This is a genomic window from Myroides sp. DF42-4-2 (genome assembly GCF_030326445.1).
Lineage (GTDB): Bacteria > Bacteroidota > Bacteroidia > Flavobacteriales > Flavobacteriaceae > Flavobacterium.
Window position 1 is genome coordinate 294822 of the sequence record NZ_JACAKI010000001.1, and the last position, 21131, is coordinate 315952.

At 39.1% G+C, this 21131-nt stretch carries 16 protein-coding genes and 1 tRNA gene; 10 read left to right on the forward strand and 7 right to left on the reverse strand.

Going from position 1 to position 21131, the window contains the following annotated elements:
• Positions 1 to 76 precede the first annotated feature (76 nt).
• Positions 77 to 1339 (forward strand): glycosyltransferase, encoded by a 1263-nt coding sequence (locus tag HX062_RS01340; RefSeq protein ID WP_286466053.1) that lies wholly within the window; start codon positions 77 to 79, stop codon positions 1337 to 1339.
• A 29-nt stretch (positions 1340 to 1368) separates the two neighbouring features.
• Here HX062_RS01340 and HX062_RS01345 read toward each other — a convergent pair whose 3' ends face one another.
• Positions 1369 to 2757: a dipeptidase gene (locus tag HX062_RS01345; RefSeq protein ID WP_286466054.1), complete on the reverse strand. Its 1389-nt coding sequence runs from the start codon at positions 2755 to 2757 to the stop codon at positions 1369 to 1371.
• Between the two features lie 148 nt (positions 2758 to 2905).
• Here HX062_RS01345 and HX062_RS01350 point away from each other — a divergent pair.
• A tRNA-Leu gene (locus HX062_RS01350) sits at positions 2906 to 2987 on the forward strand.
• 130 nt (positions 2988 to 3117) lie between these two features.
• Positions 3118 to 4428, forward strand: coding sequence for a DEAD/DEAH box helicase (locus HX062_RS01355; RefSeq protein WP_286466056.1), 1311 nt, complete (start codon positions 3118 to 3120; stop codon positions 4426 to 4428).
• Between the two features lie 71 nt (positions 4429 to 4499).
• Here the strand turns inward: HX062_RS01355 and putP are convergent, their stop codons facing one another.
• Both putP and HX062_RS01365 read right to left on the reverse strand, forming a co-directional pair.
• Complete coding sequence (putP, locus tag HX062_RS01360; RefSeq protein ID WP_286466057.1) at positions 4500 to 6029, reverse strand: sodium/proline symporter PutP; 1530 nt, start codon at positions 6027 to 6029, stop codon at positions 4500 to 4502.
• 201 nt (positions 6030 to 6230) lie between these two features.
• Complete coding sequence (locus tag HX062_RS01365; RefSeq protein ID WP_286466060.1) at positions 6231 to 8018, reverse strand: hypothetical protein; 1788 nt, start codon at positions 8016 to 8018, stop codon at positions 6231 to 6233.
• Between the two features lie 342 nt (positions 8019 to 8360).
• Between HX062_RS01365 and HX062_RS01370 the strand changes: the two genes are divergently transcribed.
• Positions 8361 to 9197 carry a mechanosensitive ion channel family protein gene (locus tag HX062_RS01370; protein WP_182625417.1) on the forward strand — a complete coding sequence of 279 codons (837 nt, stop codon included), beginning with the start codon at positions 8361 to 8363 and terminating at the stop codon, positions 9195 to 9197.
• 52 nt (positions 9198 to 9249) lie between these two features.
• Positions 9250 to 10149, forward strand: coding sequence for a glycoside hydrolase family 25 protein (locus HX062_RS01375; protein ID WP_286466062.1), 900 nt, complete (start codon positions 9250 to 9252; stop codon positions 10147 to 10149).
• Positions 10150 to 10154: 5 nt separating this feature from the next.
• On the opposite strand, the gene HX062_RS01380 is transcribed toward HX062_RS01375, so the two are convergent.
• Both HX062_RS01380 and HX062_RS01385 read right to left on the reverse strand, forming a co-directional pair.
• Positions 10155 to 11240: an ABC transporter permease gene (locus HX062_RS01380; RefSeq protein ID WP_182625419.1), complete on the reverse strand. Its 1086-nt coding sequence runs from the start codon at positions 11238 to 11240 to the stop codon at positions 10155 to 10157.
• 12 nt (positions 11241 to 11252) lie between these two features.
• Positions 11253 to 13481: a carboxy terminal-processing peptidase gene (locus HX062_RS01385; protein WP_182625420.1), complete on the reverse strand. Its 2229-nt coding sequence runs from the start codon at positions 13479 to 13481 to the stop codon at positions 11253 to 11255.
• A 183-nt stretch (positions 13482 to 13664) separates the two neighbouring features.
• Between HX062_RS01385 and surE the strand changes: the two genes are divergently transcribed.
• The 5 genes from surE to HX062_RS01410 are packed head-to-tail and all read left to right on the forward strand — an operon-like array spanning position 13665 to position 18522.
• Positions 13665 to 14435 carry a 5'/3'-nucleotidase SurE gene (surE, locus tag HX062_RS01390; RefSeq protein WP_182625792.1) on the forward strand — a complete coding sequence of 257 codons (771 nt, stop codon included), beginning with the start codon at positions 13665 to 13667 and terminating at the stop codon, positions 14433 to 14435.
• Positions 14436 to 14714, forward strand: coding sequence for a hypothetical protein (locus HX062_RS01395; protein ID WP_182625421.1), 279 nt, complete (start codon positions 14436 to 14438; stop codon positions 14712 to 14714).
• Entirely contained in the window at positions 14715 to 15827 is a 1113-nt protein-coding gene (gene lpxB, locus HX062_RS01400; RefSeq protein WP_182625422.1) for a lipid-A-disaccharide synthase, read from the forward strand.
• Positions 15828 to 15855: 28 nt separating this feature from the next.
• Entirely contained in the window at positions 15856 to 16461 is a 606-nt protein-coding gene (locus tag HX062_RS01405) for a C40 family peptidase (protein WP_182625423.1), read from the forward strand.
• Positions 16462 to 16509: 48 nt separating this feature from the next.
• The gene (locus HX062_RS01410) at positions 16510 to 18522 is read left to right on the forward strand and encodes a ComEC/Rec2 family competence protein (protein WP_286466071.1); all 2013 of its coding nucleotides are present in this window, start codon (positions 16510 to 16512) and stop codon (positions 18520 to 18522) included.
• A 2-nt stretch (positions 18523 to 18524) separates the two neighbouring features.
• Here HX062_RS01410 and HX062_RS01415 read toward each other — a convergent pair whose 3' ends face one another.
• Both HX062_RS01415 and HX062_RS01420 read right to left on the reverse strand, forming a co-directional pair.
• Positions 18525 to 18977, reverse strand: a complete 453-nt coding sequence (locus HX062_RS01415; protein WP_286466073.1) for a thioredoxin family protein — start codon at positions 18975 to 18977, stop codon at positions 18525 to 18527.
• An 18-nt stretch (positions 18978 to 18995) separates the two neighbouring features.
• On the reverse strand, positions 18996 to 21104 hold the full coding sequence (locus tag HX062_RS01420; RefSeq protein ID WP_182625426.1) for a peptide MFS transporter: 2109 nt from the start codon (positions 21102 to 21104) through the stop codon (positions 18996 to 18998).
• Between the last annotated feature and the right edge of the window lie 27 nt (positions 21105 to 21131).

Below are 21131 nucleotides of genomic sequence, written 5' to 3' on the forward strand. Positions count from 1 at the left end.
TTCAGCAAAAATACTAAATATAATAGAGATTAAAAATTAAGGAGTGATACTGCTTTAGAAGCTGTACTTTTGTAAGATGGAGCATTCGTTAAAAGGAAAAAAGATAGTAGTGATTGGTCAGGTATGGCCTGAATCACGTTCATCTGCAGCAGGCAAGCGCATGTTGCAATTATTAGCTGTTTTTCAATCGTGGGAGATGGAGATTTATTTCGGATCTACCGCACAGCAAACGCCTTATAGCGATGACTTATCTCCTTTTGGGGTAAAGGAAGTTGCAATTTACCTCAATGATGAACGCACGGATCAGATTTTAGCTGATATACAACCTGATTGGGTAATGTACGACCGGTTTATGATCGAAGAACAGTTTGGTTGGCGTATCACTGCCCAATGCCCTGATGCACGAACGATTCTCGATACGGAGGATTTACACTTTTTGCGTTATGCGCGTCAAGAGTTAGTTAAAAAAGGAGGGGGTACAATAGCGGACTATTGGTATAGTGATCGCACCAAACGCGAGTTAGCCAGTATCATGCGCTGTGATTTAACCTTGTTGATTTCTCCGGTTGAATACAATTTGTTGGTAGAGCATTTTCACTTGCCAGCAGAAGTACTTTGGGTCCTTCCATTCTTAGAGCCCGAGATTTCACAAGAAGAGCAAAACAACTGGTTGACTTTTGATCAAAGAGAGGGATTTGTCTTTATTGGAAACTTCATTCACGAGCCCAATTGGGATACGGTTCTGCGTTTAAAAACCGAGATTTGGCCGCTGATTCGAAAACAACTCCCCCAAGTAAAACTGCATATATACGGGGCGTATCCCTCAGCTAAAGTGATGCAATTACACAAACCAACGGAAAACTTTTGGGTACATGGCAGAGCAGCAGATGCTTTAGCGGTCATAGGACAAGCTAGAGTACTATTAGCACCTATCGCCTTTGGAGCAGGAATAAAAGGAAAGTTTATCGACGGCATGCGCGTGGGAACACCCAATGTTACTACGCCAGTGGGTATTGAAGCCATGGCAGAAGTAGAAGAATGGCCAGGCTTTGTTGCTGAAGAGGTAGATCAACTGGTTGAAAAAGCAATCGAACTGTATCAAACAGAAGCAGTTTGGCAGGAAAAACAACTAAAAGGAATTGAATTAATTCGAAAGAAATATAATAAAACAGCTTGTATTCAGGCGTTTAAATCTAAATTGATTGGCATTGATACCACAATAGATGCGTATAGAAAAAGCCATTTTTTACATGAAGTATTCAAATATCACAGTGCACAAAGCACAAAATATATGGCACTGTGGATCGAAGAAAAAAACAAACATAAAAAAAGCGAGTAACCTCAGGTTCTCGCTTTTTTATGTTGCTATTATTTACTTAATTCCATGTAGTATTTGTAGAACAATGGAATGGTTTCAATTCCCTTTAAGTAGTTAAAAATACCAAAGTGTTCATTTGGTGAGTGGATCGCATCTGAATCCAATCCGAATCCCATCATAATTGATTTAGAACCTAATTCCTCCTCAAATAAAGCCACAATAGGAATACTTCCTCCTGAGCGTACTGGAATTGGTGTAACACCAAACGTATCTTCATACGCTTTCGCAGCCGCTTGATAGCCAATTGAATCGATAGGCGTTACATAACCTTGACCACCATGATGAGGTTTTACTTCTACTTTTACACCTGCAGGCGCAATGCTTTCAAAGTGTTTTTTGAATAGTTCCGTTATTTCTTCCCAATCTTGGTTTGGTACTAAACGCATAGATATTTTTGCGAATGCTTTACTAGCGATAACAGTCTTAGCTCCTTCACCAGTATAACCTCCCCAAATTCCATTGACGTCTAAGGTAGGACGAATTGAGTTGCGCTCGTTAGTTGTGTACCCAGCTTCTCCGTATACCTCGTCAATATCCAATGCTTTTTTGTACTCGTCTAAAGAGAAAGGACGTTTTGCCATTTCATCTCGCTCCTCACGTGAAAGCTCTTCTACTTTGTCGTAGAATCCTGGAACCGTGATATGATTGTTTTCATCGTGTAAGGAAGCAATCATCTTCGTTAATACGTTGATAGGGTTGGCAACCGCTCCACCGTATAATCCAGAGTGTAAATCTCTGTTTGGTCCAGTCACTTCAACTTCAACATAGCTCAATCCTCTCAATCCCGTCGTGATCGAAGGCTGTTGATTAGAAATCATGCCCGTGTCAGAAATTAAAATAACATCGTTTTTCAATTTGTCGTGGTTTCTTTTGACAAACCATCCTAAACTCACAGATCCAACTTCTTCCTCTCCTTCAATCATGAATTTCACGTTACATGGTAAGGTATTTGTTGCAATCATATATTCAACCGCTTTCACATGCATGAACATTTGACCTTTGTCGTCACATGCTCCACGAGCAAAGATTGCTCCTTCAGGGTGAATCGGTGTAGTTTTAATCACTGGTTCAAACGGGGGAGAAGTCCAAAGTTCGATTGGATCTGCTGGTTGTACATCGTAATGTCCGTAAACCAATACCGTTGGTAGCGCAGGATCGATGATTTTTTCTCCATATACAATAGGATATCCTGGAGTTTCGCACAATTCTACATTGTCGCAACCTGCTTTTATTAAATTTTCTTTTACCGCCTCAGCCGTGTTAATTACGTCCTGTGAGTACGCACTATCCGCACTGATAGAAGGCTTTTTAAGTAGTTCAATTAACTCATCTATAAGACGTTGCTTGTTTTCTTGAACAAATTGTTTTGAATCTTTCATAGTATGTATAGATACAGTTATATTATTCCTTACAAACATAAGAATAAAAAAAAATTATTTTTTTCTTGCAGATTAAAAAACAGGTTGTATATTTGCAACGTCTTAAAAGAACAACAGTACACAAGTGTACAGCGGTTCTAAGCCACCTGCGGGTGTGGTGAAATTGGTAGACACGCCAGACTTAGGATCTGGTGCCGCAAGGTGTGTAGGTTCGAGTCCTATCACCCGCACTAAAGCCTCTTCAAACGAAGAGGCTTTTTTTATACTAGTTAACGATCTACAATTTATGGTTAATAGTGTACAAGTTTCATTCCTAACGCATCACATATAACCCATCACTAAAAAAACTACCTTTTTCGCATGAATCAAGCAGATATCCTTAAAAAATTGGAGATTGCAGCACTCAATGAGATGCAGCTTCAAACCCTTCAAACCGCGCAGGCGAAAAACAGTATGGTTTTATTATCCCCTACAGGATCGGGTAAAACATTGGCTTTTCTGTTGCCTATCGTTCAACGATTAAATCCTGCAGTAAAAGGTGTACAAGCCGTTATTCTTGTACCTACACGTGAGTTGGCTTTACAGATTGAAGCGGTGTTTAAGAAGATGGGGACTGCTTTTAAAATCAATGCATGTTATGGTGGACATTCCACGCGTACTGAATTAAATAATCTTTCGTCTCCACCAGCTGTTCTCGTAGGAACGCCAGGGCGTGTGGCTTTTCATATTGAAGAGAATTCCTTTGATACAGCAAATGTACACAGCTATGTGATTGATGAATTCGACAAAGCATTAGAAATGGGGTTTCAAGATGATATGGATTACATCATCCAATCTTTCGATCGACTTGAGTTTCGCTTGCTGACTTCTGCTACGGCATTGAAGAAAATTCCCGAATTTACCGGTATTGAAAATCCCACTATCTTAAAGTTTTTGAAATCGGAAGCCATCCAACCCCAATTGACATTTAGCAAAGTGGTTTGTCCTGCGGAGGAGAAATTAGAGGCTGTTATTCAATTGATTGGAAAAATTGGCAAGGATACGATTTTAGTTTTCTGTAACCATCGAGATGCAGTAGCGCGAATCAGTGAAACATTGACAAAAAAAGGAGTTGCTAATGGCGCTTTTCACGGAGGATTGTTACAAGAGGACCGAGAGCGCGCATTGATGAAGTTTCGCAATAGAAGTTGTCATATTCTAATCTCAACGGATTTAGCCGCTAGAGGATTGGATATCCCTGAAATTGGGCATGTGATTCACTACCAGATTCCAGAAAAAGAAGCTGCCTTTATTCACCGCAATGGACGAACGGCGCGTATGAAGGCGAAAGGAAAAGTCTATATCATGGTCACTGATGAGGAACAGTATAGCTTTATTGATCCTGAAATGCCCATCGAACAACTCAAAGGAACTTATACCATTGACAATACTACAGATTTTAAAACGATTTATATCAGTGCTGGAAAAAAGGACAAAGTCAATAAAGTAGATATCGTTGGTTATTTAATTAAAACAGGAGGTCTTCAGAAGGAGGATATCGGACTAATTGATGTACGCGATACCCAGGCTTTTGTCGCCGTTCAAACAGCGAAGGTTAAGCCTTTGTTGCAAAAGCTGAGGGACACAAGATTGAAAAATAAAAAGGTCAAAATTGCAATTGCCAAGGATTAATCTACTTTCTCCTGCGTGTCAAGTTGTCTTTTCTTGTTTACCTACAGAGTAAACAAGAAAAGGCGAAACTACTATCTTTCATTGCGATAGATCGCATTAGCTGTGTCAAATTTTACTTGTACCACCCTTGAAGCTGGTGGTCCATAGGTAGAAACGAGATAAATGCTCAAGGCACTCAAGATAAACCCAGGAATCATCTCGTATAGGGGTTCATGGTAGCCAAAAATTACACCGTGTAAAACTTTTTCTTGAAAGATTGGCCAAAAAATAACGGTTAACCCACCAATGAGGATGCCCGTCAACGCCCCTTTACCTGTTGTTTTCTTCCAAAATAAAGCAAAGAGAATGAGCGGACCAAAAGCCGCACCAAAACCTGCCCATGCATGTGCAACCAAAGCTAGTATGCTGTTGTTTTCTTCTGAGGCAATCCCCATAGCAATTAGTGAAATAAGCAATACAGCTAAGCGACTAACCCAAACGAGTTCTGACTGCCGGGCATCCCGTCTAAAAAAAGAGTGATAAAAATCTTGTGTTAGCGTGCTAGAAGCCATTAATAGTTGGGCGCTCAACGTACTCATAACTGCCGCTAATATAGCAGATAGCAACAGGCCAATAATCCAAGGATTAAATAGATTGTGTAGTAAAGCGATAAAGATGAGCTCGCTGTTTTTCTGTACGCTAGCCGCTTGCTCTGGATGCAATTGAAAATACCCAATGCCTAAATATCCAATAACAACGGCACCTCCTAAACAAAGAAACATCCACGTCATACCAATACGACGTGCTTTTTTCATGGTTTTTACGCTTTCAGCAGCCATAAAACGAGCCAAAATATGCGGTTGACCAAAGTAGCCCAATCCCCAGGCTAGTGCACTGATAATCGATACAAAACTGATATCGTGAATGAGGTTGGAATAGGAGATGTGGTTGAGCGTACTCGCAACTTGGATTTGGACTAGGGCAAGGTCCCAAGACCCTAAGTGTACAACAAGCATAATGGGCGTGAGGAGCAAGGCAAATAACATCAACGTCGCTTGTAAAGTATCACACCAACTAATGGCTAAAAAACCACCTATAAACGTATAGATAATTGTGGCTAAAGCGCTCAGTATTAAAGCTTGATTATACGGGAGCTCAAAAATAACTGCAAATAGTTGTGCACCAGCAACCATGCCAGAGGCACAATACAAAGTAAAGAAAACGAGTATGGCAAGCGCAGCAATCGTTTTAACTCCTCTGCCGTCTTTTCCAAATCGATGCAGGAAAAAATCAGGTAAGGTCAAGGCATTGTTACTTAGCTCTGTATGTGTGCGCAATCGATCTGCTACGAGTTTCCAATTCAAGTAAGCACCAACTAACAAGCCGATCGCAATCCAACTCTGGGATAATCCCAAGGCGAAAATACTGCCCGGCAATCCCATTAACAACCAACCCGACATATCTGAGGCACCAGCGGACAAAGCTGTTACAACGGCACCCAAACGCCTACCGCCTAAAATGTAATCTGAGAAATTTTTTGTCTTTACATAAGCAATAAACCCGATGCCGAAAATTAATATCAGGTAAATAGAAAAGGTCAAAAGGGTAGGATTTAACTGCATTTTTCTTTTAAAAATAGCCAAAAAATATTCCGAGAGAATCAGAGGTGTTTGATTTGTATAAGCAATTATAGGTTTGTGTTTTAATTCTATACGTAAAAACTGAAAAAGCACTTGAGCTAATGCATTATCTCGACAAAACAGTTAAAAAAAGTCAGGTTCTCTTTTTGGAGAACCTGACTACATAAAAACTAATTAGAGGGGCTATGCATGTAACAATGCTATTTTGATGTGAGCTAATTCATTGAGAATAGCTTCTTTAGTTGCTGTGAAATACGTTTGATCTCTTTCGAATAAAGCGCTGTAGTAATCGATACCTGTGATCAAATTAGCCTTTGTCTTATCTAATTTTTTGAGCTGTATTGCCGTGGCATCTCCTTTGATTTGACGTTTTTCTTCTTTAAAGTGATCCAAATACATACGAAGTTCCTTGATGAAAAAATGAGGACGATGCGTAGCATCGATCACATTGTCTCGACCATAAATGTGCTGTACCATCTGTTTGAGTGAAACTTCTTTGGTAAAATAGGCTATGTTTGGTCCTGGACAGATTACAACGCCTTGGGCTTCTCCTTTTATTTGTAGGTTGTTTTCGATAAAAGAGGCATTAGCCAAACCAATACACAAACACGCTTTCTCGGTTATGGCGTGAAATTGCTGCTGGTATTCTTCTGCGCTCATCTCCTTTTTTCTTTGGGCTAAAGCAGCGATTTCAATAGTTTGATACTTGCGTGAAGCGGTACATATTCCCTCGTTATCGTGCATTTTGTTTAATGCTAAATACTTGCGAGGACATGAACTACCAGCTTTGTTCTTGGCAATGCGAGCCGCTTTGTACTCCTCATTCGTGCTTCCTTTGATGTTGTTGAAGGGAATGCCCAAAGGGGAAATATGACTCAAGTATAAGTCTTCTTCCTTGGCATTAGCTAAGAGTTCTCGCGTTGCAGTATCAACCGATGTTGCCTCAGGTACAAGCAAGAAAGGCGATCCCCATCCCACAGAATCAACCTGATAGTGATCCAATAAAAATTGATGTTCAGCTGCCGTTCCTACACCGCCTTGTGCTGTTACTTTTAGTGGTAGGGGTTGTTCTGGAACGTATTTACCTTTTTGTGTGAGTGCTTTAACCATTAATTCATGGGTCGTTGCTATTAGCTCCTCGCGTTTGTCTTTAAATTCTTCTAAGATTACCCCCAATAAATAACCATCCGTAGCAAAGGCATGTCCACCACAGTTTAATCCTGATTCAATGCGGTATTCCGAAACCCAAAGCCCTTTTTTAGCTAAAAAACTCCCTTGTATTAAAGCGGATCTATAGTCACTGACTTTTAAAATGATTTTTTTCGCTAAAGGTTGATCGGGTTGGGGATAGAAAGCATCAAATTCTTCAAAATAGCTAAAGAGCTTGGGGTTCATCCCCGCAGATAAAACCACAGATGATTGCAAGGTGCTGTTGTGAAATCCGCGTAAGGCAGCATGTGCATCATTAAAGATGGCCGGCAAGGGTTCTTTTTTGTCAAACTGTTCTCGATCTACTTTAGTCATAATGTTGACGTCAATATCTCCGGGTATTAGGTATGTATCGAGGATGTGCTTGAAGTTTTCTACCGAAATTTTATCGTCTAAATAGGTCTGTAATTGCTTGCGAATATCTGATACCGTAGGCAACATTTCGATATAGTCTTCTACGCTTTGCTTGCTTTTTAGCAAGTCTTGTTTTAGGGATTCGAATTTTGTTTTTACAATGGTATCCAAGGTGTTGAGGTAGGCGGTAATGCGCTTGGCTCTGAAATCTTCAATCTTTTTCGTAATCTCTTGGTAAGGTAATTCGAATTTCTCACAGTAGAATTTATTCATGCGTTCAATTAGCTCATCGTCCATAACAGATAAGGTGGAAGCTAATCCATATTGTGCCACACGTATAGGACTGTCAATAGTATAAGCGAGTCCCATCACAGGAATGTGAAAGGAATGCAAAGGTGTTACTTTCATTTGGTTTTGGTTTAGTTGTAAAGGCGAAAAATAATGCTTTTATTCAGTCCAAGGGGTGATAATTATCATGCTTTAACCTCGTGATTCACAGAAGTTAACCGCTTTAGTACTCCGCATTAGATCCACGGTTAAAACGATGAGTGAAAAAACGGGTTTTCTAAAATTTGGTTAAGTAGAGAAAGATTGGTGAAATTGACAAGACATATAGGTGATTAGTTGTCATTTCTCTTTTAATATTTGTTATATTTCTTTAAATTTATCAATTGAATTGTTCGTAAAAAGTGACTTTTTCACCATTAACGAGTCCAAATGCTATAGACCCACTTAATAACAGAGATTATTTTGAATTTAAAACTACTCCTTTCCAAGTTTTTAGAATATGAGCTTTACGCCAGTAAATCATTGAGTATAACCATAGGTACGATTTTATTTATTGTGTTTACCTTGATGATTACGCGCTATGGATTGACGTTTTTGCGGAAAGCATTTATTAAAAACTCGCCCCCAGATGTTGCGTTGCGCTTGCGCAGCGTTTTTAATTTTGTCAATTACTTTATCTATGTGATCATGTTCTTCTTTATACTGAACGTGGTTGGATTAAACATTAGCATGTTTTTGACTACATCTGCGGCTTTGTTCGTGGGGTTGGGGTTTGCCTTACAAGATATTTTTCGCGATATCATCGCGGGGATTTATATTTTATTCGACAAAACACTGAATATGGGGGATGTAATTGAGATTAATGGACAAGTGGCTCGTGTAAAGGCCATCCACTTGCGTTGTACGATTGTGGAAACGCGAAACCTCAAAGATATTGTGATTCCCAACCGCAAATTAATTGATGATATTGTGTACAACTGGACGCATGAAGATCCTGTTATTCGTGCGCGAATTGACGTTGGAGTTTATATAGGTACCGATGTTGAGTTGGTCAAAGCTGTTTTACTTTCCGCTGTAGAAGATAATACAGACGTATTGAAACACCCACATCCTATTGTATTTATCGATCAGTTTGGCGATTCTTCTATTCGCTTTATTTTGTACTACTTTATTGAAAATGCCTTTGATAATGATCGCATATCGAGTGATATTCGCTTTGCCATCGACAAGAAGTTTAAGCTGAATAATATTGCCTTGCCTGTACCTGTATTAAAAGTGGATCAAACTCCAGTAGTGTAATTAGTTGAAGGAGTTCATGTAAATTGCGTATTTTTGCTTTTTTACTATAAGTATGGCTTCTACGAAATACGGAACTGGGAAAAATTCTCCAATTGCAGTGGTGAATAATAGGCAATCTGCGAAGAGAAAACCTACTCCTCGACGTCCAAAAAAGAAAAAAGGATCAACAACATTCACGCGGTTGAAGTGGATTTGTATTGTAGTCGTTCTGCTAGGAGCAGGAGTTTGGTTTGGTATTACCTTTCAAGAGGGAATCAAGTATTTCTTTAGCGCTCAGCGCAAAGAAGCAGATGAAAAATCTTTTTTTGACTTTCGTACGGTAGAGGTATTACAACGTCATTCCGATCGTATGATTGGGTTTGATGTATCCCATTATCAAGGAGTAATTGATTGGAAAGTGGTGGATTCTGTTGCGCAACATGCTCCGCTAGAATTTGTTTTTGTGCGCGCTACCATGGGCGATGATGGTAAAGATAAAGCCTTTGCACTAAATTGGAAAGGAGCACGTGCCAATCACTTTATTCGCGGCGCCTATCACTATTATCGTCCGGATGAAAATTCAAGTAAACAGGCCGAGAATTTTATTGCTACCGTAAAGCTCTCTGAAGGCGATTTTCCTCCTGTATTAGATATCGAAGATTTACCCAAACAACAATCCATGGAAAACTTGATCCTAGGACTCAAACGATGGATGGAAATTGTCGAGAAACACTATGGCGTTCGGCCAATTCTATATTCTGGAGAACACTACTATACAACGCATTTAAAGAAGTGGTTTCCCGATCATATTGTATGGATTGCGAATTACAACTTTTTTGTTGAGGAAATTAAACCGGAATGGCATTTTTGGCAATTCACAGAAAAAGGTGTGGTAAAGGGGATCGATGGCAAGGTAGACCTAAATATTTACAACGGAACCAAATCGGATATCCGTCATATTCTCATCAAATAACTCGATTATTTTCTCACGTCAAAAGCGTCTCGAATGGCATTGCCCAGTTGTGTAAAACACATGACGATACAGAACATTGCTAATCCTGGTAACAGGGCTAGGTAAGCTTTACCTACTAAAATATAGTTGTAGTTTTCTTTGATCATGGCCCCCCAACTCGGTGTGGGCACTTGAGTTCCAATTCCCAAAAAGCTCAATCCACTTTCTACTAAGATAGCTGATGCAAAATTTGCTGCTGAGATTACAATGACAGGAGCCATACAATTGGGTAATATATGATGGGTGACAATTCTGTAATCGGAATACCCCAATGCTCTTGCGGCTGTTATGTATTGTTGCTGTTTGACGCTAATTACTTGGCCACGAACAACACGGGCAACTTCTACCCACATCGTCAGTCCAACAGCGAGGAAAACTTGCCAAAATCCTTTTCCTAAAGCCAAGGTGATAGCAATCACCAGGAGCAGCGTAGGGATAGACCAGAAAATGTTGATCACCCACAAGATAAAAGCGTCTATTTTACCCCCGTAATAGCCTGCAATAGCGCCTAAGCTTATCCCAATAAGCAAAGAGATGGAAACGGCTATAAATCCGATGGAAATTGATACGCGAGACCCTAAAACCAAGCGACTCAAATAATCTCTTCCCTGGCTGTCTGTACCTAGCCAATGCGTTTTTTGCTGGATCAACTGAGTTTGTTCTTGCGAACTAAATGCATGGAGTGCTAGCTTCTTTTCTTGTGCAGCGTCTTTTAATTCGGTATACGGAGTGTAAAACAAGGTGTCAGACGTAAATCGATAAGCGCTCAACGGAATCTGTTCAGCGGTTTGTTTTCGACCAAACCAGTATTCCGAAAATGTCGTTTTAGCTGTGTTTGGAAAAACTAATACAGGCGTACTGAAACCGGGTTGTTTTGACCGAATAGCTAAGTCACCCGCATTGGCGTGTTGCGATTGATCCGGAATGATAAAATAAGCAAATACACTGAGTAGTATAAAGAAGATGATCATCCAAAAACACAAAACGCCCCGAAAATCTTTTTTGAATTTTCGGAGCGCAATATGGGTGTTGCTATTCTTATTTCTAGCCATTAAACTAGCTGATTATAGTTTTTTATCAGAAAATTTTTTCGTATTCGTCGGCACTTTAGTTAGCTGTTGAATGTCTTTTAGAATGCGTATTCCTTCCTCAACATAAACATCACTGTTTAAAGATTCATGCCATCTGTCTCTTTTTTGCTCTAAAATTGTATCGGTTTTTATGCGCTCAATTTCACTAGGTAAAGAGGTAAAGGTCAACTTGTTGTTGTATTTCGAAATGGCTTTAAATTTCTTTACTTTGGCGTCAACCTCTTTTTGTTTTTCTTCGTATTGTTTTAAGTTCAACGAAATTGATTTTTCATCTTTTCTCTCGTTGATCCACTGTGCATTTTCATCAATTAATTTGAATTGCTCATTTGCTGCAATTCTAGACTTACTTTTGTTGATTACAGAAGTGAAATCATTGTTGTATGGCGTGTAATTAGCGCGATCAATCTTATCCCACGGCATAGCGTTGTCCATGTCGCGTTCTCCCATGTCAATGTAGGAATAGCGATCTGGTAAGATGATATCACTTAATACTCCTTCGCGCTGCGTTGATCCTCCATTGATTCTGTAGAACTTCTGTAGGGTAATTTTCAACGCACCTAAATCGCCATACGGTTGTTTTTTCAACAATTCATTTAGGTCAACTAAGTTTTGAACCGTTCCTTTTCCGTAAGTGTGTTTACTACCTATAATCAATCCGCGCTTGTAATCTTGAATTGCCGCAGCGAAAATCTCAGATGCAGAAGCAGAGAAGTTGTTGACTAAGACAACAAGAGGTCCATCCCATACAATCGGCGTTCCTTTGTCATCCAAAACTTGTTGCTTTCCTCTCGATGATTTTACTTGGACAACAGGACCTTCTTTAGAGAATAACCCTAGCATATCCACTACCGTTTGAAGGGATCCACCACCGTTATTTCTCAAGTCCATGATAATGCCGCTCACATTTTGTTTCTTGAGTTCAATAATTTCCTTTTGAACATCCGTAAAGGCGTTGCGGTTGTCTTTATTTTCAAAGTTGATGTAGAATTTTGGCAATTGGATAATTCCAAAGCGGTTTTCTCCATCTTCAATAACACTCGATTTGGCAAAAGTTTCTTCAAATTCAATCACCTCACGGGTGATAGCAACTGTTTTAATAGTTCCCTCAATCTTCTTGATGGTCAAATAAACCGTTGTTCCCTTTTTACCTTTGATTAGTTTAACTACATTGTCAAGGCGTACACCCACGACATCAACAGGTTCTTCCTCTTTGCTTTGGGCAACTTTTAAGATCACATCACCTACTTCGATTTCTCTTCCTCTTGAAGCTGGTCCACCTGGTACTAATTCTGCAATTTCAACTCCTTCCGTTTTCTTTCTCAAGACAGCACCAATCCCTTCGATGCTTCCACTCATACTAGCGTCAAATTTCTCTTTGTTCTCTGGAGCATAGTAAAAAGAGTGTGGGTCAAAGCGTTCTACAATAGAATTTAAGTACACAGTAAACCAATCTTTGCGCTCTAAGTCCGTTACAACATCATAGTATTCGTCATAGGATTTTTTCGTTGTCTCACGAGCTTCTTTTTCTAATTGCTCGAACGATTTGATTTCTTTGGGTTTCTCCTCTTTTTTAGCTGGCTTTGCTTTTGCAATGGTATTTCCATACTCATCTGTTTCTTCTTCCTCTTCTTCTACCACATCTTTGCCCTCTTGGATCTTAATATTGTCCATAAGCGTTGATAAAGTATTCAATTTCATTTGCTTTCTCCAGCGATCTTTTAATTCTTCAGGCGTTTTAGCAAAGGGCATATTGTCGTAATCCGCATCAAAAGTTTCCATTTGCGTATAGTCAAAAGGAGCCTCTAAAACCTCGCTATAAATTGATTTTGTTTCATTCATTCGCTGGGTGATACGCTCATAGGTTAGATCAAAAAAAGATAGATCTTTTAATTGAATCATATCGTCAATTAAAAGTTCGTATTTGCTAAATTCATCGATGTCCGACTGAAGAAAATAACGCTTCATCGGATCGAGAGCTTTGATATATTCGCTATATACCTGCTGAGAAAATTTATCGTCTAACTTGGGTGGATCATAATGGGTACGCTCCATTAGATAGGTGACTAATTCTAGCAAGAGTTGGTCTTTCTCTGGATCCTGCGTTTCCTTTTTAGATCTAAAACTCCATAAAGCTGCAGAAACTGCAAGTAGAAGTATAATGACCTTATAATTTCTTTTCATAAATGCCCCAATAGTATTCATTAAATAGTTTTGAACTAAAGTAGTTAAAAAAGTAGAGTAATTAAGATGTAAGTCGATAATTATTTGTTAAATCACAAAATAAGATAGCTAGTCGCTGTAATTGACTGTTTATAAAGTCTGAAATAACAAAAGGGATTACATAATAATTCTTACTTTTACGAAAGTAATTAAAAATTTGAGATGATGCAAAAACCATTAATACTTGTTACGAATGACGATGGTATTACGGCTCCAGGAATCCGTGCTTTAATTGAAGTAATGAAAGAAATAGGCGATGTGGTTGTGGTCGCTCCTGACAGTGCGCAATCTGGAATGGGGCACGCAGTTACGATTAACAGTACACTCACACTCGAACGCGTCCATATTGATCCTGAGTTAGAACACGAATACGCTTGTTCAGGTACACCGGTTGACTGTGTAAAAATTGCATTGGGTCAAATACTTGAACGCAAACCTGACCTTTGTGTATCGGGAATTAATCACGGATCGAATTCATCTATTAATGTGATCTATTCCGGAACAATGAGTGCAGCTTTAGAAGCGGGTATGAGTGGTATTCCGGCCATTGGATTTTCTCTACAAGACTTTAGCTGGAATGCAGACTTTGATCAAATTCGCTCCTTTGTAAAAAAAATTACCTTGCAAGCTCTTGAAAAGGGGATTCCAAAAGAAGTGGTGTTGAATGTCAATTTTCCTAAACTTCCAAGCGAAGACATACAAGGCGTTAAAGTGTGTAGACAAGCTAAGGCTGTTTGGATCGAGGATTTCGATAAGAGAACAAGCCCTAATGGAAAGGAATACTATTGGTTGAAAGGAGAATTTGTCAATCAAGATAAAGGAGAAGACACCGATGAGTGGGCGTTGAGAAATGGTTTTATTTCGATTGTCCCGGTTCATTTTGACTTAACCGCACACCATGCTATCAATAGAATTAACAATTGGGAATTAGTATAGATGAGAAAGAGGATTATAGATATGTTACTGGGGTTCTTAATCGGTTCGATTTTAACCGTTATAGGAGCGGAGCTTTATTTGCGTTTTTTTACCAATTATGATTTATTTGTCAACTTCGATTTAATCCGCAAAGCAGGACTGTTAGGCAGAATTGTTGCTATCGGGAGTTTATTGAATTTGGGAATATTCACTTTTTTCATCAACCGCAGAGAAGATTATAAAGCTAGAGGCTGTATTTTCGCCGTTATTATTATTACATTAATTACCCAGTTGTTGTAGATGAAGTACTATATTATAGCAGGAGAAGCGTCAGGTGATTTACACGGCGCCAATTTAATGAAATCCATTTTTGCCAAAGATCCTCAAGCAGAAGTTCGCTTTTGGGGCGGTGATTTGATGCAAAAAGTAGGAGGAACCTTGGTTAAACACTACAAAGATCTTGCCTTTATGGGGTTTGTTGAAGTGGTTCAAAATCTTCGCACCATATTGAAAAATATTGCCTTGTGTAAAAAAGATATTACTGCTTTTGCTCCAGATGTTTTGATCTTTATTGATTATCCTGGTTTTAATATGCGCATTGCACAATGGGCCAAACAACATCAAATTCCCACACATTATTATATCTCTCCTCAAATCTGGGCGTGGAAAGAAAACCGCATCAAAGCCATTAAGCGAGATGTGGATTTTATGTATGTGATTCTGCCTTTTGAAAAAGATTTTTACGAGAAAAAACACAAGTATCCCGTGACCTTTGTTGGGCATCCCTTAATTGATGAAATTGAGGAATTCCGCAGTAGGGAAAAAGTAGATTTTCGACAAAAATATCACTTGGATGACCGGCCTATTATTGCCTTACTACCAGGTAGTAGAAAACAAGAAATTAAACGCCTGTTAGGTGAAATGCTTTCGGTAGTACAGAATCACCCCGAATATCAATTTGTTATCGCAGGAGCTCCAGGACAAGAACCGGAGTTTTATGAACAATTCCTGAAAGGACAAAATATTTCCTTTATTACTAATGATACCTATGCGCTATTAGATGTTGCATATGCTGCACTTGTAACTTCGGGAACAGCTACATTGGAAACGGCTTTGTTTAAAGTTCCTCAGGTAGTACTGTATAAAGGAAATACTATCTCATACGAAATTGCCAAGCGAATTATTACCTTAAAATACATCTCTTTGGTTAATTTAATCATGGATGAAGAAGTCGTAGTCGAATTGATTCAACACGACTGTAATGCGAAAAGAATCGCATTAGAGTTCGAAAAAATTGTCAAAAGTGAAAAAAGAGATAAAATTTTATTGGATTATGAGAAATTAATTCATAATTTAGGCGGGCGAGGGGCTAGTGATTTAGCCGCCGAAGCGATTATTAAAAATTCTAATTGAAAATCTACTATGTAAAAACCCATTTGCTATGAAAAATAAAACAGTATTTTCCTCAATTTTATTAGGTCTGAGCGTTGTCTGCTCAAGTTATACGCATGCCGCAACAACGAATAAAGAAAACCCCGGTAAAAAGAAAGAAACACTAGTTTTAAAAGAGAGCAAAAAGGAAGATGAAGAGATTCGAAATCAATTAGAATCCCTTTTAGAAGAAATGAGTACAACAAAAAGTGTTGATTCAAATTTGTCCGATATGGTGTTGAGCACAGCTTTTGACTTTGAAGGGGTGCGTTATCGCTTTGGAGGAACAACCCGAAGTGGGCTAGATTGTTCTGGACTTGTTGTCAATGCTTTTAACGATACGTCAGTGAACTTGCCACGAAACTCTAGTGCTATGGCTAAAGTAGGGGATAAAGTTTCAAAAAACGAAGCCCAAAAAGGAGATTTGATCTTCTTTAGAACGGGACGAGGACCTAGAATAAGCCATGTTGGAATTATCACTGAAGTCATAGATGACGAGATTAAATTTATACATTCTTCAACAAGCAAAGGCGTAATCGTTTCTTCAACAAATGAAGATTACTACAAAAGAAGATTTGTTCAAATAAACCGAGTTTTGATGGATCAAGATATCTAAATCAAAGCTTTTAACTTATAGTGGAGAGAATTTTGATGTACTCAGTTTATGAGGCCATTAAAATTCTCTTTTTTGTTTTATGCTACTGCGGTTATGCTCGGTATTGGGTGTAAACCGCACCTGAGTTTACAGCTGATTCTACCTGTTTTTTGTCTGCTGTTTCTACTGCTAGTTCTTAGTGTATACTGTAAGCGCGATTGGATGTATCAATCACGTGTATTTTATCTTTCAGTTTTGCTGTTGTATAGCTTGTGTTTTTGCGCTGGTTTTTTGGCCACTCAATTTTCTGATTGGCGCACCCAATACAAGAACTACGCGACGAGGGTGGTGGACCAAAAAAACTATGTCATCCAGTTTCGCATAGTGGAAAAGCAAAAAACACAAGAGAGTCAACAAGGAGGTAAAACGCGTTTTCTCGTTGAAGTTGAAGCTGTAGATTCGATTCGTACACGCGGATTCGCACATGTTTTACTAGTGGAGGATGCTGTTGAAATTGGAAGTACCTGGGCGACCGTTGGTTTTTTTCGATCATTTCGTTCCCCTGCCAATCGCGGACAAGTGGACTATGCTGCTGTGATGCAGCGAAAGGGAATTGGTAAACAGTTGTCTTGTAGTCAGATATATAAGGTGAGAGAGCAAAGCAGATTTGATTTTATCCTACCCCATATACGGAGTAGTTTACTAAAACGCATCCAGACTCCGACTCAGTTGTCTCCGCAAACTAAGGCGATTCTTCGAGCTATTATACTAGGTGATCGCACCCAATTAGCCGGATCTCTTGTTTCTTCATTTCAGTATTTGGGCGTCATGCATGTCCTCGCTATTTCAGGCTTGCATATTGGTATTCTCTATGTTTTCCTCAACCAACTAACCTCTTTTGTAAAGCCAACCTATCGTTACCTCATAATTATTGGTTTGCTCTGGCTGTTTGTCTTTCTCTCGGGTTTTGCACTGTCCGTTTTTCGCGCTGTTTTTATGTTTTCACTTTTGTCTGTCGCTGTGGCTTGGCGACGCAAACAAAAGACTATAGAAATAGTGGGAATTACCTTATTTTTAAGCTTGCTCTTTGAACCCGATTGGCTATATGATGTCGGGTTTCAACTGAGTTATACTGCCGTGTTGGGAATCGTTTGGCTCATGCCTTTGTTTACTAAATGCTATACGCAAAACAAAGTTATCAATTATTTTTTGGGCTTGATCTACGTCTCTTTTGTAGCACAATGTAGTGTCCTTCCCCTTCAGCTATATTATTTTCACTCCTTTTCACTTACGTTCTTGTTGAGCAATCTCGTGGTTGTACCTCTACTTACTGTGTTGCTCCTTTTAGGTTTGTTATTTTTGTGTTTGGGTTGGATATTGCCCTGGATTGAGGAGAACATGGGTCTAGTCATTGAGTATTGGACGCGTTTTGTTTTTTGGGTGTTGGACTTGCTGTCGAAAGCAAATGTTTCCCTGTCTGACTTATATCTAACAACCGAAAAGGTTGCCTTGCTCTTTGTAGGGCTTTTTGCCTTGGGTGTTTTGTTGAAGCGTCCGCGTATTAAGGGAATAGGAGCGACATGGCTAGTTTCTGTAATGCTTGTGTTCTCCTGGGTGTATCCTACAATATTCGAAAAGAAAATACCGGAGCTTATTCTTGCGTCCACAACCAAAAAGGAAGCACTTGTGTTGCATTATTCCAACGAAAGACTATTTGTTTTTAGTGATAGTGTAGTTGGTCATTCTATTGTGGCAGGGTATCAGCGGTACTTTCAAGCGAAAGAAGTAGTGTACAATACGCCTCAACTAATGTATCAAATCGACGACAATCACCGGCTATTGGTCTTATCTTCCTCTATGCCACATTATGCCCTATCGCAGCGTTTTGAGGTAGTGTATTTCCAAGAGCACTGCCAGGTAAACATCAATCGCGTTTTGGAGTGGCACCATCCCCAATACGTCATTTTAGGTAAGGGGTTGCGTATGGGGTTTAAGGAACGCATAATTTCAAGTTGCCGCAAAAAAAATATCCCTTTTCACGATATAAGTGAAAAGGGATATTGGTCCTCTCAATTCCTTTGAGATTATATTTTGCTCAACAACTGTGTAGCTGTATGATAACCAACAATCGATTGATCTATGTTTCCTTTTTTATCCAAGATAACCATCGTTGGGTAACCAGGTACGCGTAAGAATAACGTTAATTCATGCGTTGCATTTCTTCCTTTACGATTCGCATCATAGCTTGGATTGCTGTATTTCTTACCGTTATAGGTAACCGTTTCATTTCCTTCAGCATTGAATTTTACAGCATAGTAGTTCTTTGTAATATAGTCTGCAAATTTTGCATCACTGAATGTATTGCTATCTAGCATTTTACATGGACCACACCAATCGGTATAAACATCCATAAAAATAGGTTTTGGATCTTTTTTTTGGGCAGCTAATGCATCATTTAGCGTCATCCATTTAATTTCTTGTGCTTGTGCACTAATGCCTATAAATAATAGGGCAAATAAGAATGCGATTTTTTTCATGAGTATTTAAGTTTGTTTTTATTTAACACCGTGCATTAGACGTTTCATAACGGGATTTAATGCAATGACTAAAATACCGGCAACAATTGGAACTATAGTAAAAATGAGGAAGAACCCAGATAAGGAGTATTTTTCCGTAATATTTTCAATTTGACCTCCAAGTTTAGCTGCTAAGTTATTACCAATTGCGATGGCTAAATACCACATACCAAACATAAATGCAATCATTCTCGCAGGAACAAGCTTAGATACATAAGAAAGTCCCACAGGTGATGAGAATAACTCCCCTAAGGTATGAAATAAATAGGCAAAAACAAGCCACATCATCGAAACTCTGTTTCCTTCCGTAATTCCGTTTGCACCATAAGCGAGTACGCCAAACCCTAAAGCCATAATGATTAACCCTAATCCGTATTTAATTGAAGCTGGAGGGTTGTATTTTGAATCCCATAGTTTAGATACTAAGGAAGCAAAGGCGATAATAAAGAAAGAGTTTAGGATCGAAAACCAAGAGGCAGTAATTTCTACCTGATTGTCTTTAATTTCTTTTACTTCTGCTTGAACAATTGGAGCTGCTTCATTTTTCGTTCCATAGGCTGCAATTAATTTGGCTTCCATTTCTTCATCTAAAATATGATACGTACCTAATTCTTCATAAATCTTAACTGAGGTACCAACTTCATATTCTGCGCGATTGGAAATGATCGTGTGTTGTTCAACGATTTTGTCTCCTTCGTTGGCTTGGAAAGCTGATGAAAGAGGTTGGTATTTAAATGTCGCGTTGTTGTTTTCGTCGTATTTTGCTGTTCCATCTTCATTTAGAGCAGGTGTTTCTACTGTTTGGAAGTGTACTTGGTAGGCGTGAGACGACCAATCACGGTCTAACATCCAAACAACGGCTCCCCAAACGCCTAAGAACGTAAGACCTAGAATAATGTTGGAAATCAATGCTTTTTTATAGGTACGCTTAGCTAAGATGATTAGCACCCATGAGATTAGAGCTAACGGAATAATGGTAAGTAGCGTATTGAATATCTTAAACAGTAAAGCGGTATCTCCTGATAGGACGCGTTGTGTATTATCACGGGCAAAAATAACCAAAGAAGTTGCACCTTGTTCGAAACTCATCCAGAAGAAAATCGTAAAGAATGCGAAGATAATTACGGCAATCATTCGATCGCGCACCACTTTAGCGTAACGGGCGATACGCCAAATAACGAGTATTAAGAATACAATTAGACCAAAGGCGATACCCACTGTAGCTCCATCTTGGCCTAAGATTGTTTCTGGGAATAGGTTTATACCACCCACAATGCGAAATACATCGTCAAAGGCATACATTAATCCGATTACAGTTGTAATAGCGATTAAGATATAGTCAATCGTTGTAAAAGGGTTGCGTTTTAAAGAATCTTTTTCCTCTGGAGTCAAGTTCGTCGTATCGACCACTTCTTCTTTATCGCTTCTCGCTTCTTTTGAAGGTATATCACCAATATTTCCAAAGATAGGCTTAGCTAACCAGAATTGAAGTGTGCCCAATAGCATGAAGATTCCGGCTAATCCAAATCCCCAATGCCATCCAACGCGTTCTCCTAAGTACCCACAAAGCATCATACCAAAGAAAGCACCTGCATTCACTCCCATGTAGAAGATGGTATAAGCACCGTCTTTTTTCTCAGGGAAGGATTTGTACATTTCCGATAGGATTGAAGTCATATTCGGTTTGAAAAAACCAGTTCCGATAACCAAACATCCCAAACCTATGTACATAAAAGTTTCTCCTTCTAGTGCCATCGCAGCGTGTCCTAAGGTCATAATCAATGAACCGACCACAACTGCCCAGCGATATCCCATGTATTTATCCGCTAGAATACCCCCAAAAATAGGCGTAATATAAAGTAACATAGCATATGTAGCAAACAAAGCTCCCGCATCTGCAACGTTCCAACCCCAACCTGTGTTGATTCCAATCACGGACATGGTTAAGAATTGAATTAATAACACTCTCATCCCATAGAATGAGAATCGTTCCCACATTTCTGTGAAGAATAACACAAATAAACCAGCCGGATGTCCAAGCACTTTCGTGTCAAAAAAGTTCGGCTGCGTAGTCGAGCTTGTCTGCATAAATTGTTGTTTTTTAAATTGGTTGAG